This is a genomic window from Massilistercora timonensis, from assembly GCF_048354975.1.
Lineage (GTDB): Bacteria > Bacillota > Clostridia > Lachnospirales > Lachnospiraceae > Massilistercora > Massilistercora timonensis.
The window spans coordinates 1-15,415 of record NZ_DBGCJQ010000102.1; the positions used below are offsets into that span (position 1 = coordinate 1).

Consider the following 15,415-nt stretch of genomic DNA (forward strand, 5'->3'; position numbering starts at 1 on the left):
GCTCTCTCAAAGATTGAAACCATCTCCGCAGAAAACGCAGATCCCCTTCTTGCGGACTGCCAGTTCCAGGTGGCCTGCGACGTGACCAACCCCTTATGCGGGCCTAACGGCGCCACTTATATCTACGGCCCCCAGAAAGGCGTGACCAAAGATCTGCTGCTCCCCATTGACCAGAGCATGGCGCACTACGCCAAGATCACAGCACAGGCAACCGGGACCCAATACCTGGAATCCCCCGGTGCAGGCGCCGCAGGCGGACTGGGATTTGCCTTCTTAAGCTATCTTAAGGCTGCTCTTGTCCCAGGCATCGATCTTATCCTGAACGCCATCCGTCTGGAAGAAGAGCTTTCTGACGCAGATGTAGTGGTCACCGGCGAGGGACGGCTGGATCACCAGACCGCCATGGGGAAAGCTCCCGTGGGTGTGGCCCGGCTTGCCAGGAAATATCACGCCACTGTCCTGGCCTTCGCCGGAAGCGTCACCAAAGGCGCATCCGCCTGCAATAACGCCGGGATCGACGCATTCTTCCCTGTTGTCCGGGGAGTGACCACACTGGAAGAAGCCATGGATCCTCAGAATGCATGGGAGAACCTGCGGGCAACGGCAGAACAGGTCTTCCGGCTTCTTGCTTGCTTCTAACTTTTAGATATGGATAAAAAAACATCGTCCACAAACGTAGATCCCCGATTGTGGACGATGTTTTTATTATCTAGCTATTGTATACTTCTTCATCTAATACATGCAGACTCTTTGATACAAGTGTTGTTCCTGTCAAATCTCCTACATTATTTGCGGTTGTCGCAAATGGATCAAGAGTAGGCCAAACTGCCGCCAAAATCGGAATTAACGTCAATCCGGCATCGCCAATCAAAGTCTGAATAATAATCGTTGACATAACAATTCCTGATCCTTTTACACCTGCCGCACCAATAGAGAGAATCAAACTCAGAAAGATAAACTGGAAAATTCTCTCTGGTGTAATATCTAATCCAAACAGATTGCAGGCGAAAACCGCGATCACGCTATACTGAATTGCCGCCCCATCCATATTACATGTATTTCCAAGCGGAAGTGTGAGCCCGTATACCTTCTGCGGACATCCTAATCCCTTCTCAGCTACCCTCATAGATACCGGCAATGTAGCCGCAGAAGAAGTTGTAGTAAATGCAACCAGCATAGAAGCTGAAGCCTTCTTAAAGAATTTAAATACATTCACCTTTGCCAGGAATTTTAATACTGCCGGATAGAATATCGCCATAAACACTACAATTGTTACATCAATCGTGGCAATGAATACTAATACTTCTTTCATCATTGCGCCAGACAACGTTGAAATCATAGATGCCATCAACGACATAATACCAATTGGAGAAAGATTGATCACATATTCTGTAATTTTCAGCATTACATTATTTCCTTCTTCAATCAATCCTAACATCCGCGGAACTTTCTCGCCTAAAGCAAGAAGCGCAACTCCTAAGAAAAGGCAAAATATAATGATCTGAAGCATGTTTGCTTCTGCCATGGCATTGACAATATTGTCCGGAAACCAGGAAACAATATTTTCTACCATATCAAAATCCGAAGCTTCCGCTGCTTCTCCTGCTGACAGCGCCAGATCCGTCACATTCCGGCCTGGCTGAGTAATCATTCCTCCAATAACACCAAAGATACCCGCTGCCACTGTAGAAAGTGTATAATAAAGAACAATTCGACCACCGACGCTTTTTAGCTGTTTCACATCTTTCATCTGGCAGATTCCGTTTGTAATACTGAAAAAAACAAGCGGAACAATCAACATCTTCAACAGATTCAGGAAAATATCCCCCAATGGGGAAATTACTTCTGCTGCTTTCGGCGATACTACCCCAATCAGTATACCAACTGCGATCCCTATAAAGATCTGCGCCCATAAAGGTACTTTTTTAACTTTTCCCATGCTTTCTCTCTTGCAGGATGTTTTTTTTAATAATGTGTACCTGCTCTCCTTTCCTTTGACTTTAATGGCATACCGGTTATACCTTTTAGATTTTGTTTTATCATACTACAAATACAAAAATTCTAAAAATGGATTATTTTTCTTAATAATATAAATATATTTTATATTATTAAAAGCATAAAGAGAGGCCATGAACGCATATAAATGCTTTCATGGCCCATAAATTAATTATTTATAATATTTTGTGGTTTTCCCGACTGGAATGCTTTCAGATTTTGAACAGCTATATCCATCAGCCGTTCTCTAGATTCTTTTGGCGCCCAGGAAATATGCGGAGTAATAAAACAATTTTTTGCCTTTAATAATACATTGTCTTCTTTAATCGGCTCCGTGGAAACCACGTCTAACCCTGCTGCATATACTTTTCCACTATTCAAAGCATCTGCAAGATCCTGTTCAACGATCAAGGGGCCTCTTGAATTATTCAAGATAATTACTCCGTCTTTCATTTTTGCAATATTTTCTCGATTGATCATTCCTTCTGTTTCTGGGAATAATGGACAATGCAACGCAATTACATCTGATTGCGCAAATAAAGTATCTCTGTCAACATATGTAGCCGTTTCTTTACCTTTTTCACTTTCAAAAGCATCGTTTGCAAGAACTTTCATTCCCAGGGCTTTCGCAATTCTTCCAGTTGTCTGACCAATCCTTCCATAACCAATGACCCCCATCGTTTTGCCGGCTAATTCAATCAACGGATAATCCCAAAAACACCAATCTGGATTATTGCTCCACTCTCCTTTATGAACAACCTCCGAATGATATCCAATATGATGACAAATCTCCAAAAGGAGAGCAATTGCGAATTGTCCTACGGCATCTGTCCCATACGTTGGAATATTTGCTACAGGAATCCCTTTTTCCTTTGCTGTTGCTACATCTACCACATTGTATCCCGTTGCAAGAACTCCGATAAATTTAATCTGATTACATGCTTCCAATGTTTCTTTGGTAATTGGCGTTTTATTTGTGTAGACAATTTCTGCATCACCAATCCGCGTAATTACTTCCTCTGGAGAAGTCCGATCATAAACTTTCAGTTCTCCCAATTCCTCTAATCCATTCCAGCTTATATCGCCCGGATTAAGAGTATATCCGTCCAGTACAACAATTTTCATGGCAACTTCCTCCTTTGTGTGCTGCATGATTCAATTTCTGTCGGAATTATACCATGATTCAATTTTTTAAAAAAATAAATTATTTAATTATAATATATTTACTTTTTCTATTAATTTTCTATATATCCCCAATCCTTTTCTCTAAGATACTCCCGCAGCTTTCTCTCAAAAATTTCCACAGATTTTCTGGTGGCTTCGCTTGGATATTTATTTCTTACTTTATATGTCGGCCGTTCTGGAGGAAGCACTTCATTTGCAATTTCACTCACAAGAACCGGCCGAAGCTTTTGGATTCTTTCAACCACCGATATCGGCGCAATTGTCCACATCCGTTCCCTGGCCAACAAATGAAAAAGTAATTCAAATGTGTCAACCTGAAATCTTGAGCGCTTTCCTTTTGTAACCCACTGGTCATGCCAGATCTGATATCCCGTCTCCCAACTTAAAAAAATTTCCCTTTCAACGTCCAACTCATCTGTATGGATAATTTCTTTTTCTATATCTGCTTTTTCTGACTGGATAATATACATTTTTTCCTTTAGTATCGGTTCCGCGATAATATTTTTAAAATGAAGATAATGGTGCACAAAACCAAGATCAATATCATGATTTTCCAAATAATGATATATTTCTGATGAATAATGGGTTTTAATCCGAAGTTTGATTATTTGTTCATCTTCATCCAACATCCCACTATACAAATTAAACATCATGGCACTGTTAATGGTATCTGTGCAGCCAATCGTCAGATAAAGATTCTCCCTATCTTCTCTTAGACACTGCATTTCCTGCCAAAGATAGATCCAACGTTCTGCAATAGGAATAAAATCTTCTCCATAAGAAGTAAGCTCTATCTGCTTATATCCTTTTTTTCTGGTCATAAGCTGTACTCCAAGTTCTTCTTCCAGCGCTTTTAATCTATGACTGACTGTTGGCTGCGATAAGAACAGGTTTTCCGCTGTTTTTGTAATATTTTTAGTTTCTACGGCCATTAAAAATGTTTCAATTTCTGCCAGATTCATTTGCTCACCTCAAATTATAAACTTTTTTAATATTATACAGCAAAATTATTCATTTCTCAATTATTAAAACTTATGATATGATGAAATCAACAAAAAGCTCTTACAAGGAGGGAACGGAATGAATACAGAGCATGGAATTTTATTTTCTGATGAATATCAAAAATCTCTAAAGGCGCAATTTTGCTATGCAGATGCAGATCCTACTCATGGAAAACGACTTTTTTTTGAAAATTCCGGAGGATCATTAAGACTTAAAAAGGCCGTAGAGGCAAAAGCGGAAGTGGAGATGTTTCCAGATTGCCCGGAACGTGTCCGCGGAAGAGGTCTTGAGTTATCCGCTTATGTCAAAAACGGAACGGAAGATATTTTAAAAACTTTATTTGGCGCAAAAAGCGGTGCGCTTATTACAGAATTATCCTCATCACAGGCCATGTTTTTGGCAGTAGGAACTATCATGGAAGGCATCAATTGGGGAAAAAATGTTGTCACTTCCGCACTGGAACATCCCTCCGCTTTTGATGCAATGGAATACTATGCTAAAAGAACCGGAAGAGAATTAAGAGTAGTTCCACCCAATCAAAAAACCGGAGGTATTGATGTAGATACTGTAATGGAATACGTAGATAAAGATACCTGCGTTCTGAGTATTATGGCTGCCTCAAATATTTCCGGAAATATTATGGATATTAAGGAAATCACCCGCCGGGCCAGAGAAATCAATCCTGAGATCTACGTTATCTCTGACTCTGTACAACATGCCCCACACGCTATTATTGATGTCGATGACTGGGATATTGATGTTGCAAATATTGCTCCGTATAAATTCTTTGGAGTTCGCGGATGTGGCTATGCCTATGTGTCCGACCGGGTAGCTGTCCTTCCTCATCGCAAACTTATTCATAAACCAGCAGACGTATGGGCACTTGGAACTCCTACCCCAGGAAATTTTGCTGCTATGATAGCTGTGATTGATTATGTATGTGCTATTGGAGCTCACTTTACTGATAGTACGGACCGCAGAACTTTATACAAAGAAGGAATGTACCGTATCCATATGCAAGAGCGTGCCTTACTGTACCGTATGCTGGAAGGAACTGCAGAAATTCCTGGGCTTCGCCACATTCCAAAAGTAGAGGTTTATGTAGACATGGAAGATCTGACTTATAAAGATCTGATCGTTGCCATGGGCATCAAAGGCATTAATTATGCAGAATGTTCTCAGCGTTATCTAGATCATGGCGTTACCATCTTTGAACGAGTAAAAACAAGTCCTTATTCCCAGAGAATCGTAGAATCTCTCGGATTAGAAGGAGCCCTCCGAGTATCTCCACTTCACTGTCATGGAACAGATGATATTGATGAATTTCTTAAGATTACAAAAGATATAGCAGAAAGCGCATAAAGGCATTTCCCCAATACTCTTTAAAAATGGGCTACTGTAAGATTGCAGTAGCCCATTTCCTTTCACTTTTAAGAAACTAGGTCCCTACGAAGAAATGGCATGGGGAGAAGAAAAGGGCCGAGAGCAACTCCCATACGAATTATCACTACATGATATTCGCTGTTGATGAACATGCCCGCTTCCCATGTTTCCTCCATTTTTGTATCTTAACAACCAGATATCCCGCGCTTATGCCGATACAGACACAATCCAGCAGACATATAACCGGATTCACCGCCCATCCATCCCACCAGATCCGGTCTGCTATCAGAAGCCAAAACATAAGCTCCGCCAAAACATTCAGGAATCCCACGATCAGGATCTCTTTTCTCCCCGTGGCAAGGTATTCCCTTTTCTTCCTTTTTTCTCTGCGCTTCTTGGTAAAAGGCACTCCCGGCAAGAACAAATAAATCCCAATCGCGCCTGAAGCCATCCAGTAATTCAGCTTACCTATATCCCAGCAAAATGGATTGAATAAGAGCAGCAAAATCACCAGTTCTATTATCAGCGGGAATATCGTCCGTACTTTCTCGCCGCGTATCATTCGGATATATTCATCGTCAATGATCATAAGCCTCTTCTCTACTTTCTCAGAAACCCGCACATAACCGTCCCCGCCAACGCGATCCCCATCCGGCGCCCAGGACAAGATACGGTATCTTCCGGGAATCTGTCCCCTTACTAGCGGTTATGACAGAAAGTCCTTCCTCTCCATAATCCTGGATCAGAGAATCTACCTCCGCTTCCGTAACCTTCCCCCTTGCCTCTGACGCGATCCGGACTCCCCGGTATTCTTCCGCTGTGATAACAGGGCTTTTTTCCGTCCCATCAACCTGCTTTCCGGACAGGACCATGGAAACCAGCAAAACACTCATAACTGCCAAAGCAAGGACAAAAAATATTGTAACCGCTTTGAAACCTCTCTTTTCTTTCAAAATAAATGGCCCTCCTTTTTCGTCTTTACTATTTCAACGAATCAGGAAGGCCATTTGTGACATGATAAGATCAATATTTTAATTTTCTTTTTCAATGATAGACTCTGCCATTTTTAGAAGTTCTTCTACTTCTATATCTCCTGTCAGGTCATAATAAATATCTTCATCTGTCCAAAATACATATCCCATACAGTAATTCAAATTTGAATTTCTCTTCTACGGTGTCGATGGCCGCCAGGTAAAGAGAAAGCATATCTTATGTTCTCCTTCAGCTTCTGCTCTCATTATACCCGAGGACCGGACAAAAAGAAACCAGCCCTCCCTCTTCATTTACTAGAACGAATCGGAAAGGCTGGTTGTGACACTTTGCGTCAATTATTCTTCAATCTGGAATTTATGCTTGTAGTCTTCTTTTTCTTCGTCTCTTACCTTGGCGATACTTGCCACCGTATCTCCCTCTTTCAGGTTGATCAGCTTCACGCCGGAGGTAACCCGGCCAAGAACGGAGATTCCGCTGCACAGCATCCGGATGATGATCCCTTCTGTGTTGATGATCATGATCTCATCCTGCTCGTTGACGCCCTTGATCCCCACTACATTGCCGGTCTTCTCGGTGATCTTATAGCACTTCACACCTTTGCCGCCCCGGTTCTGAGCGGTGAATTCATCCATCAGCGTCCGCTTGCCCATACCCTTCTCAGAGACGATCAGAAGGTCGGTTCCCTGGGAGGCAAGCTGCATACCGATGACTTCGTCCCGGTCTGCCAGGTTGATCCCACGCACGCCCATGGAGGTTCTTCCGGTGCAGCGTACATCCTGCTCCTTGAACCGGATACACTGTCCGTACTTGGTAGCCAGGATCACTTCCTGATGTCCGTTGGTGAATTTGACTTCGATCAGCTCGTCGTCCTCCCGCAGGGTGATGGCGGCCAGACCTACCTTTCTCACATTGGCATATTCCTTCAGCGGCGTCTTCTTGATCAGACCCTTCTTGGTGGACATCATAAGAAATGCTTTCTCGCTGTAGTATTCTACCGGGATCACCGCGGTGATCTTCTCTCCCGGCATAAGCTGCAGGAGATTGATGATGGCGGTTCCTCTGGAAGTCCGGCTGGACTCCGGGATCTCGTAGCCTTTCAGCCGGTAGACCCGTCCGGTGTTGGTGAAGAACATAATGTAGTGGTGAGTGTTGCACATCAACAGATCCTCCACATAGTCCTCCTCCAGGGTCTGCATTCCCTTGATCCCCTTGCCGCCCCGGTTCTGGGCCTTGAAGGTGTCCTCGGACATCCGCTTGATATATCCAAGCTTGGTCATGGTGATCACCACGTCCTCCCTTGGGATCAGATCTTCCATGGAAATGTCGTACTCGTCAAATCCAATGGAAGTGCGGCGCTCGTCGCCATATTTTTCCTTGATGGCAAGGATCTCTTCCTTGATCACCCCAAGCAGAAGCTTGCGGTCCGCCAGGATGGCTTTCAAATGTTCGATCTGTTTTACCAGCTCGTTGTATTCCGCTTCCAGCTTCTCCCGCTCCAGACCGGTCAGCGCACGCAGACGCATATCCACAATGGCCTGGGCCTGGGCGTCGCTTAAGTCGAAGCGGTTGATCAGTTCTGCCTTGGCGATCTGTACCGTCTGGGAACCCCGGATGATACTGATCACTTCGTCGATATGATCCAGGGCGATCAGCAGGCCCTTTAAAATATGCGCCCGCTCTTCTGCTTTATTTAACTCATATTTTGTTCTTCTGGTGACCACGTCTTCCTGGTGCTTCAGGTAGTGGTTCAGCATATCCAGAAGATTCATTACTCTTGGCACGTTATTCACCAGCGCCAGCATGATCACACCGAAGGTATCCTGCAGCTGGGTGTGCTTGTACAGCTGGTTCAGAAGAACATTGGCGTTCACGTCTTTACGAAGCTCGATCACCACCCGCATGCCTTCCCGGCTGGACTGGTCGCTTAAGTCTGTGATGCCGTCGATCTTCTTATCTCTTACCATCTCCGCGATCTTCTCGATGAGACGGGCTTTATTGACCATGTAGGGAAGCTCGGTGACAATGATCCGGCTCTTACCGTTTGCCATGGTCTCAATATTGGTCACTGCCCGTACCCGGATCTTGCCCCGGCCGGTACGGTAGGCTTCCTCGATCCCCCGAGTTCCAAGGATGGTTCCTCCTGTGGGGAAGTCCGGTCCTTTTACGATCTGCAGGATCTCCTCAATGGTAGTTTCTTCTTTACCTGCGATCTGATCGTCGATGATCTTCACCACCGCGTCGATGATCTCTTTCAGGTTGTGAGGCGGGATATTGGTGGCCATTCCCACGGCGATTCCCGAGGTTCCGTTTACCAGCAGATTGGGAAATCTGGCCGGCAGTACGGTAGGCTCCTTCTCTGTCTCGTCAAAGTTTGGCATAAAATCTACGGTATCCTTGTTGATATCCGCAGTCAGCTCCATAGAGATCTTGCTTAAGCGGGCCTCAGTATAACGCATGGCGGCCGCCCCGTCTCCGTCCACAGAACCAAAGTTTCCATGGCCGTCTACCAGCGGGTAGCGGGTGGACCACTCCTGAGCCATATTTACCAAAGCGCCATAGATGGAACTGTCTCCGTGAGGGTGATATTTACCCATGGTATCGCCCACGATACGGGCGGATTTCCTGTGAGGCTTATCCGGTCCGTTGTTCAGCTCGATCATGGAGTACAGGATCCGCCGCTGTACCGGTTTCAGACCGTCCCGCACATCCGGAAGGGCCCGGGAAGCGATAACGCTCATGGCGTAATCGATGTAGGAGTCTTCCATTGTCTTCTTTAAGTCTACTTCATGGACTTTATCAAAAATGTTGTCTTCCATGTCTCTCTATCCTCCTACACATCCAGGTTCTTCACGTATTTCGCGTTTTCTTCAATAAATTCTCTTCTGGGCTCTACTTTATCCCCCATCAGGGTGGTAAAAGTAAGGTCCAATTCGGAAGTAGTCTCCTCGTCCATGGTCACCCGAAGCAGTACCCGGTGTTCCGGATCCATGGTGGTATCCCACAGCTGCTCCGCGTCCATCTCTCCCAGACCTTTATACCGCTGGATCTTATTGTTGGTATCTCGTCCTACTTCTGTCAGGATGTTGTCCAGCTCCTCGTCGCTGTAGGCATACCATACCTTCTTATTCTTCTCCAGTTTATAGAGTGGCGGCTGAGCCAGATATACATATCCTTCCTTGATAAGATCCGGCATGAACCGGTACAGGAAGGTAAGGAGCAGAGTACTGATATGAGCTCCGTCCACATCCGCATCGGTCATGATGATGATCTTGTGATATCTTAATTTGGAAATGTCGAAATCTTCGTGGATCCCGGTTCCAAAGGCGGTAATCATCGCCTTGATCTCCGCGTTGCCGTAGATCTTGTCCAGACGGGCCTTCTCCACATTCAGGATCTTGCCACGGAGAGGCAGGATGGCCTGGGTGGCCCGGTCTCTCGCCGTCTTGGCGGAGCCTCCCGCGGAGTCTCCCTCTACGATGTAGATCTCGCAGTTTTCCGGATTTTTGTCCGAGCAGTCCGCCAGTTTCCCGGGCAGGGACATGCCGTCCAGGGCAGATTTTCTCCGGGTCAGGTCTCTTGCCTTCCGGGCTGCTTCACGGGCACGCTGTGCCAGGACGGATTTTTCCACCGTCTGCTTGGCAACCTGTGGATTCTGCTCCAGGAAGATCTCCAGCTGGCGGCTGACCACGCTGTCCACCGCTCCTCTGGCCTCGCTGTTCCCAAGCTTCTGCTTGGTCTGGCCTTCAAACTGAGGATCCTCGATCTTCACGCTGATAATGGCGGTCAAGCCTTCCCGGATATCCTCCCCTGACAGATTTGGCTCTGTATCCTTCAATAGCTTGTTCTTTCTGGCATAATCATTGAAGGTCTTGGTAAGAGCGTTTCGGAATCCCATTACATGGGTACCGCCCTCAGGGGTGGTGATGTTATTTACAAATCCATAAGTATTTTCATTATAAGAATCGTTGTGCTGCATAGCCACTTCCACAGCCACGTTGTTCACCGTTCCCTCACAGTAGATGATATCTTCATAGAGGGGAGTGGTGCTGCGGTTTAAGTACTGAACGAATTCCTTGATCCCGCCTTCATAGTGGAAAGTTTTCTCAATGGGTTCTTCTTCCCGGTCGTCCCGAAGAACGATCTTCAGCCCTCTGGTCAGGAAGGCCATTTCCCGGAACCGCTGTTTCAGCACGTTATATTCAAACACAGTGGTATCGAAAATGGTATCATCCGGCAGGAAGGTAACCTTGGTTCCTGTCTTCTGAGGATCACATTCCCCGATCACTGCCAGCTTCTGCACCACTTTTCCACGTTCGTACCGCTGCTTATAAACTTTTCCCTCGCTGCAGATCTCAACCTCCAGCCAGTTGGACAGGGCGTTTACAACAGAAGCTCCCACTCCGTGGAGACCTCCGGATACTTTATATCCGCCGCTTCCGAATTTTCCACCGGCGTGGAGAACGGTAAACACCACTTCCACCGCAGGAAGTCCGGCCTTGTGGTTGATCCCCACCGGGATTCCACGGCCGTTGTCAACAACGGTCACAGAATTATCCTTATTGATGGTCACCAGGATGGTATCACAGAATCCTGCCAGAGCCTCGTCCACCGAGTTGTCCACAATCTCATACACCAGATGATGAAGACCTCTGGCCGAAGTGCTCCCGATATACATTCCCGGACGCTTTCTTACCGCTTCCAGACCCTCCAGGATCTGGATCTCGTCTGCGCCATATTCATGCTGTACTTTTTCTGTACCCATTTAGAATCCTCCTAATTTTCTTTTGCCACCTGTCCGTTCTGAACATGGAATACTTTATTGATGGAAAAACGATGACTGACAAATTCCTCCACACCTGTACAGGTGATCAGCGTCTGGATGTCGTGGATACTGTCTAATAAATAGTTTTGCCTGTGTTTGTCCAGTTCAGACAGTACGTCGTCCAGAAGCAGGATGGGCGTGTCGCCGATCGCTTTTTTTACCAATTCAATCTCAGAGAGCTTCAGGGAAAGGGCTGCTGTTCTTTGCTGTCCCTGGGAGCCAAATCTTCTCAGATCCAGATCTTTTATCTGAAAACAGATATCGTCCCTGTGAGGCCCTACGGAAGTGCTCTTTATTTTAATATCCCGCTCCCTGTTTTTCTTAAGGGCCTGTTCCAGAGTCAGATTTCCATTGCCCGGCTCATAGATCAGTTTGATATCTTCCCGCTCTCCGGTTAATTTTTTATGAATAGAAGAAACTATTTTATTTATTTCTTCAATAAAAATCTTTCTTCTTTCAATGATCGCTGTTCCATATTTTACCAGCTGCATATCCCAGATTTCAAGGGTAGAAATTAAATCTTTTTGGTAAGAAATTTCTTTCAGCAGATGGTTTCTCTGGTTGACGATCCGGTTATAGTTAGCCAGATTTTTCAGATATATTTTGTCCAGCTGAGACAATTCCAGGTCAATAAACCTTCTTCTCTCAGAAGGACCATTTTTTATAATATTCAAATCTTCAGGAGAAAAAAATACAATATTGACAATTCCAAATAATTCGCTTGCTTTCCGAATGGGGATCTTGTTGATGGCGATCCCTTTTGGACTGTTTTTCTTTAAGTGGATATCGATCTGATAGGACATCTGGTTTTTTCTGACGACAGCCTCTATATGGGATTCCTCCTGCTCAAACCGGATCATATCCCGGTCCTTGGAGCCTCTGTGGGACTTGGTGGTCCCGCAGAGATAGACCGCCTCAAGGATGTTGGTCTTTCCCTGGGCGTTATCCCCATAGAAAATATTTGCCCCGCCGTCAAATTTCAGGTTAAGAAGATCATAATTTCTGAAATTTTTTAATTTTAAAGACTCAATCTTCAATTTTGATTTCTTCCCCGTTATATGATACCACATCTCCCCCGTAGAGTTTCTTTCCTCTGCGGGTATCGGTCTCGCCGTTTACCTTCACCAGGCCTTCCTGGATCACTTCCTTGGCCTCTACACCGGAAGAAACCAGGCCGGCGGCTTTCAGCGCCTGGCCCAGTTTAATATACTCATCTCTCAGTTTGATCTCATACATACCTTGCGTCTCCTTTGTTATCTGCGAAACCCATTTAGGAAACTGCGTTGAAGTTCACCGGAAGGATCAGGTAAATATAGGATTCCTCATCGTCCCGGATAAAGCAGGGAGCTTTCGCGTTCATCAGATACAGGGTAACTTCCTCGTCGTCGATCACCCGAAGGGCATCGATCAGGAACTTGGGATTAAATCCGATGAGAAGGTCTTTCCCTTCTTTCTCGATCTCGATCTCTTCGTTCATGGAACCGATCTGAGACTTGATCTTCAGTTCCATCACCCCGTCCTGGATATTGATGATAATAGGCTTTTTATCTCCCTCTTTGATCAGCAGGGTTGCCCGGTCGATACAGTTGAGAAGCTCTTTTTTGTTGATCTTAAGTTTGGTCTCATAATCGCTGGACAACATCTGGTCGATCTTAAAGTATTCTCCCTCGATCAGTCGGGATACCACGATGGTATTGTCAAATTCAAATACGATATGGTTGTTGGTGTAAGAGATATTCACCAGACTCTCCACTTCTCCGGAGAGGATCTTGCTGATCTCGATCAGGGTCTTGCCCGGAACGATCAGCTTCTTGTCTCTGACTTCATTCTTCAGTTCCATCTTCCGGATGGAGATCCGGTGTCCATCCAGGGAGATCACCCGCAGCACATTGTCTTTGATCTCAAACAACTCTCCCGTCATCATCTTGTTGCTCTCGCTGTCAGAGATGGAGAAGATGGTCTGACGGATCATTTCTTTCAAAGTAAACTGTGAGATTTCGATAGAATCTTCCTTCTCGATCACCGGCAGATAGGAGAATTCTTCTCCCGGCTTGCCGGCAATGTCAAATTTCGCTTTCTCACATACAATAGTGGTCTGAAGATTGTCATCTGTTTCGATCACAATATCATTATCCGGAAGCTTGCGCACGATCTCGGAGAAGATCCTTGCGTCGATGGCGATCATACCCCTGTCCAGGATCTCTCCTTCGATCTCCGTCTGGATCCCCAGTTCCATGTCATTTGCCGTCAGGCGGATGATATCTGTGGTAGCGTCGATCAGGATACACTCCAGGATAGGCATGGTTGTCTTGGAAGGAACTGCCTTGCTTACAATGCTGACTCCTTTGGCCAGATTCGATTTGGTACAGATGATCTTCATGGTAAAACTCCTTTCGCGGGGGAAATAGATATTATGTATGATTTATTTCCGTATTCTTCTTCTTCGTAGTGTGGAATCCGTGGATAAGTGTATCTGTCCCTTTATTTATCAGGCTTTCTGGTTTTTATAACCAGGTGGATTCCCGTTTAGGCTGCTGTGAATGTTATCTGGATAACTTTTTTCTTTCTTTTTTCTTTTCTCTGTTTTCCATCTGGTATTCACAGAGTTATTCACATCAGGCCGGATTTATTTTCTTCTTTATTATATTGATGGTGTTGGCCAGAGTCTCGTCTTCCTTTATTTCAATGGCGATCTTATCCGCCCCGTACTTAATGGTGGAGTGGTCTTTTCCACCCAGGATGACGCCGATACTTTTCAGGGAGGTATCGGTCATGCTGCGGATAAAGTACATGGCGATTTGTCTTGGGATGGCGATCTCCGCGTTTCTTTTATTACTCTTTAAGTCCGCCACGGATATATTAAAGTGATCCGCCACGATATCCAGGATCAGTTCCGGAGTCACTACCCGGTTATTCTTGGAAGAGATGATATCCTTTAAGGCTCTGGTAGCCAGGTTAATATCAATGGGATCCTGATAGCTGTTCAATTTATAGAGCGCGATCAGCTTATTGAGAGATCCTTCCAGTTCCCGGATATTGGTCTTGATGTTGGTGGCGATATAATCCAGCACATCATGAGGAATGTTGTATTTCTCCAGATGGTCCAGCTCGATCTTCTTCTGAAGGATGGCCATCCTGGTCTCATAGTTAGGCGCGGAGATATCCGCGATCAGTCCCCACTCAAACCGGGTCCGCAGTCTTGCCTCCAGAGTCTCGATATCTCTGGGCGGCTTATCACTGGAGATGATGATCTGCTTGCCGGAAGTATGTAAGTGATTAAAGGTGTGGAAGAATTCTTCCTGGGTACTCTCCTTGCCGATAATGAACTGGATGTCGTCGATCAGAAGTACGTCGTTGTTCCTGTATTTCTCCCGGAACTTGACGATGGCAGATTCATTTCCTGAGGTCTTCCCGTTCTTCAGGGCGTCGATCAGCTCGTTGGTGAAGGTCTCGCTGGTAACGTAGAGAACCTTCTTCTTTGGATTCTTCTCCAGGATAAAATGGGCGATGGAATGCATAAGATGGGTCTTGCCCAGTCCCACGCCTCCATAAATAAAAAGAGGGTTGTATACCTCTCCCGGAGATTCCGCCACCGCAAGGGAAGCGGCGTGAGCAAAGTTGTTGTTTCCTCCGACTACGAAGGTGTCGAAGGTGTACTTTGGATTTAATCCCGCCTTCTCTGCCAGACTTTTGGTCCTCTTATGCTGGTTTGCCTCCGCCGCCAGACTTTGCAGTTCTGTCAGCTGGCTGCTGTCCTCGGAGATGAACTTCACTTCGTATTCCACACCTGTGATCTCAGCGATGCACACCTTCAGTGGAAGGAGATACTTTTTCTCGATGTACTCTACACTGGCGTTCATATTTACCAGGATGAACACCGTATCGTCAATGACATCGTAGACCTTCAAAGGCTGGATCCAGGTGGTAAACGATACATTGGACAGCTCGTGCTCTACCCTCAGATGTTCAATTATTTCAGGCCATTTTTCCTCTACGATATTCATTGCGGTATACTCCTAATCTTAAAACTTACTC

The 15,415-nt window shown here is 45.5% G+C and carries 14 protein-coding genes; 2 read left to right on the forward strand and 12 right to left on the reverse strand.

What is annotated here, in order from left to right; all coding sequences use genetic code 11:
* Positions 1–639: glycerate kinase (locus tag ACML7B_RS09210; RefSeq protein ID WP_418540814.1), on the forward strand; the 639-nt coding region annotated here is incomplete at its 5' end.
* Positions 640–709: 70 nt separating this feature from the next.
* Here the strand turns inward: ACML7B_RS09210 and ACML7B_RS09215 are convergent.
* The 3 genes from ACML7B_RS09215 to ACML7B_RS09225 all read right to left on the reverse strand — a co-directional run bounded on the left by ACML7B_RS09215 (position 710) and on the right by ACML7B_RS09225 (position 4,142).
* Positions 710–1,939 carry a dicarboxylate/amino acid:cation symporter gene (locus ACML7B_RS09215; RefSeq protein ID WP_418540817.1) on the reverse strand — a complete coding sequence of 410 codons (1,230 nt, stop codon included), beginning with the start codon at positions 1,937–1,939 and terminating at the stop codon, positions 710–712.
* A gap of 224 nt (positions 1,940–2,163) precedes the next feature.
* Positions 2,164–3,120 (reverse strand): D-2-hydroxyacid dehydrogenase, encoded by a 957-nt coding sequence (locus tag ACML7B_RS09220; RefSeq protein ID WP_418540820.1) that lies wholly within the window; start codon positions 3,118–3,120, stop codon positions 2,164–2,166.
* Positions 3,121–3,230: 110 nt separating this feature from the next.
* A complete protein-coding gene (locus ACML7B_RS09225; RefSeq protein ID WP_418540823.1) occupies positions 3,231–4,142 on the reverse strand; it encodes a LysR family transcriptional regulator in 912 nt (303 codons plus the stop codon).
* Between the two features lie 118 nt (positions 4,143–4,260).
* Between ACML7B_RS09225 and ACML7B_RS09230 the strand changes: the two genes are divergently transcribed.
* A complete protein-coding gene (locus tag ACML7B_RS09230) occupies positions 4,261–5,544 on the forward strand; it encodes an aminotransferase class V-fold PLP-dependent enzyme (protein ID WP_418540826.1) in 1,284 nt (427 codons plus the stop codon).
* Positions 5,545–5,689: 145 nt separating this feature from the next.
* On the opposite strand, the gene ACML7B_RS09235 is transcribed toward ACML7B_RS09230, so the two are convergent.
* The 9 genes from ACML7B_RS09235 to dnaA all read right to left on the reverse strand — a co-directional run bounded on the left by ACML7B_RS09235 (position 5,690) and on the right by dnaA (position 15,384).
* Entirely contained in the window at positions 5,690–6,154 is a 465-nt protein-coding gene (locus tag ACML7B_RS09235) for a hypothetical protein (RefSeq protein ID WP_418540829.1), read from the reverse strand.
* Positions 6,155–6,173: 19 nt separating this feature from the next.
* The gene (locus ACML7B_RS09240) at positions 6,174–6,518 is read right to left on the reverse strand and encodes a hypothetical protein (RefSeq protein ID WP_418540831.1); all 345 of its coding nucleotides are present in this window, start codon (positions 6,516–6,518) and stop codon (positions 6,174–6,176) included.
* Between the two features lie 78 nt (positions 6,519–6,596).
* Positions 6,597–6,719, reverse strand: a complete 123-nt coding sequence (locus ACML7B_RS09245) for a DUF4367 domain-containing protein (protein WP_418540834.1) — start codon at positions 6,717–6,719, stop codon at positions 6,597–6,599.
* Between the two features lie 174 nt (positions 6,720–6,893).
* On the reverse strand, positions 6,894–9,374 hold the full coding sequence (gene gyrA, locus ACML7B_RS09250; RefSeq protein ID WP_418540836.1) for a DNA gyrase subunit A: 2,481 nt from the start codon (positions 9,372–9,374) through the stop codon (positions 6,894–6,896).
* Positions 9,375–9,388: 14 nt separating this feature from the next.
* On the reverse strand, positions 9,389–11,320 hold the full coding sequence (gyrB, locus tag ACML7B_RS09255) for a DNA topoisomerase (ATP-hydrolyzing) subunit B (RefSeq protein ID WP_346707413.1): 1,932 nt from the start codon (positions 11,318–11,320) through the stop codon (positions 9,389–9,391).
* 11 nt (positions 11,321–11,331) lie between these two features.
* Positions 11,332–12,417 (reverse strand): DNA replication/repair protein RecF, encoded by a 1,086-nt coding sequence (gene recF, locus ACML7B_RS09260; RefSeq protein ID WP_418540838.1) that lies wholly within the window; start codon positions 12,415–12,417, stop codon positions 11,332–11,334.
* Positions 12,407–12,616 (reverse strand): RNA-binding S4 domain-containing protein, encoded by a 210-nt coding sequence (locus ACML7B_RS09265; protein WP_106789364.1) that lies wholly within the window; start codon positions 12,614–12,616, stop codon positions 12,407–12,409. The genes recF and ACML7B_RS09265 overlap by 11 nt, the downstream gene beginning before the upstream one ends.
* Before the next feature lie 34 nt (positions 12,617–12,650).
* The gene (gene dnaN / locus ACML7B_RS09270) at positions 12,651–13,760 is read right to left on the reverse strand and encodes a DNA polymerase III subunit beta (protein WP_418540840.1); all 1,110 of its coding nucleotides are present in this window, start codon (positions 13,758–13,760) and stop codon (positions 12,651–12,653) included.
* Positions 13,761–13,995: 235 nt separating this feature from the next.
* Positions 13,996–15,384 carry a chromosomal replication initiator protein DnaA gene (gene dnaA, locus ACML7B_RS09275; protein WP_346707417.1) on the reverse strand — a complete coding sequence of 463 codons (1,389 nt, stop codon included), beginning with the start codon at positions 15,382–15,384 and terminating at the stop codon, positions 13,996–13,998.
* Positions 15,385–15,415 lie beyond the last annotated feature (31 nt).

Coding starts and splice junctions, on each gene's coding strand:
- ACML7B_RS09215 (WP_418540817.1), bottom strand. CDS start 1,939: ATGGGAAAAGTTAAAAAAGTACCTTTATGGGCGCAGATCTTTATAGGG.
- ACML7B_RS09220 (WP_418540820.1), bottom strand. CDS start 3,120: ATGAAAATTGTTGTACTGGACGGATATACTCTTAATCCGGGCGATATA.
- ACML7B_RS09225 (WP_418540823.1), bottom strand. CDS start 4,142: ATGAATCTGGCAGAAATTGAAACATTTTTAATGGCCGTAGAAACTAAA.
- ACML7B_RS09230 (WP_418540826.1), top strand. CDS start 4,261: ATGAATACAGAGCATGGAATTTTATTTTCTGATGAATATCAAAAATCT.
- ACML7B_RS09235 (WP_418540829.1), bottom strand. CDS start 6,154: ATGATCATTGACGATGAATATATCCGAATGATACGCGGCGAGAAAGTA.
- gyrA (WP_418540836.1), bottom strand. CDS start 9,374: ATGGAAGACAACATTTTTGATAAAGTCCATGAAGTAGACTTAAAGAAG.
- gyrB (WP_346707413.1), bottom strand. CDS start 11,320: ATGGGTACAGAAAAAGTACAGCATGAATATGGCGCAGACGAGATCCAG.
- ACML7B_RS09265 (WP_106789364.1), bottom strand. CDS start 12,616: ATGTATGAGATCAAACTGAGAGATGAGTATATTAAACTGGGCCAGGCG.
- dnaN (WP_418540840.1), bottom strand. CDS start 13,760: ATGAAGATCATCTGTACCAAATCGAATCTGGCCAAAGGAGTCAGCATT.
- dnaA (WP_346707417.1), bottom strand. CDS start 15,384: ATGAATATCGTAGAGGAAAAATGGCCTGAAATAATTGAACATCTGAGG.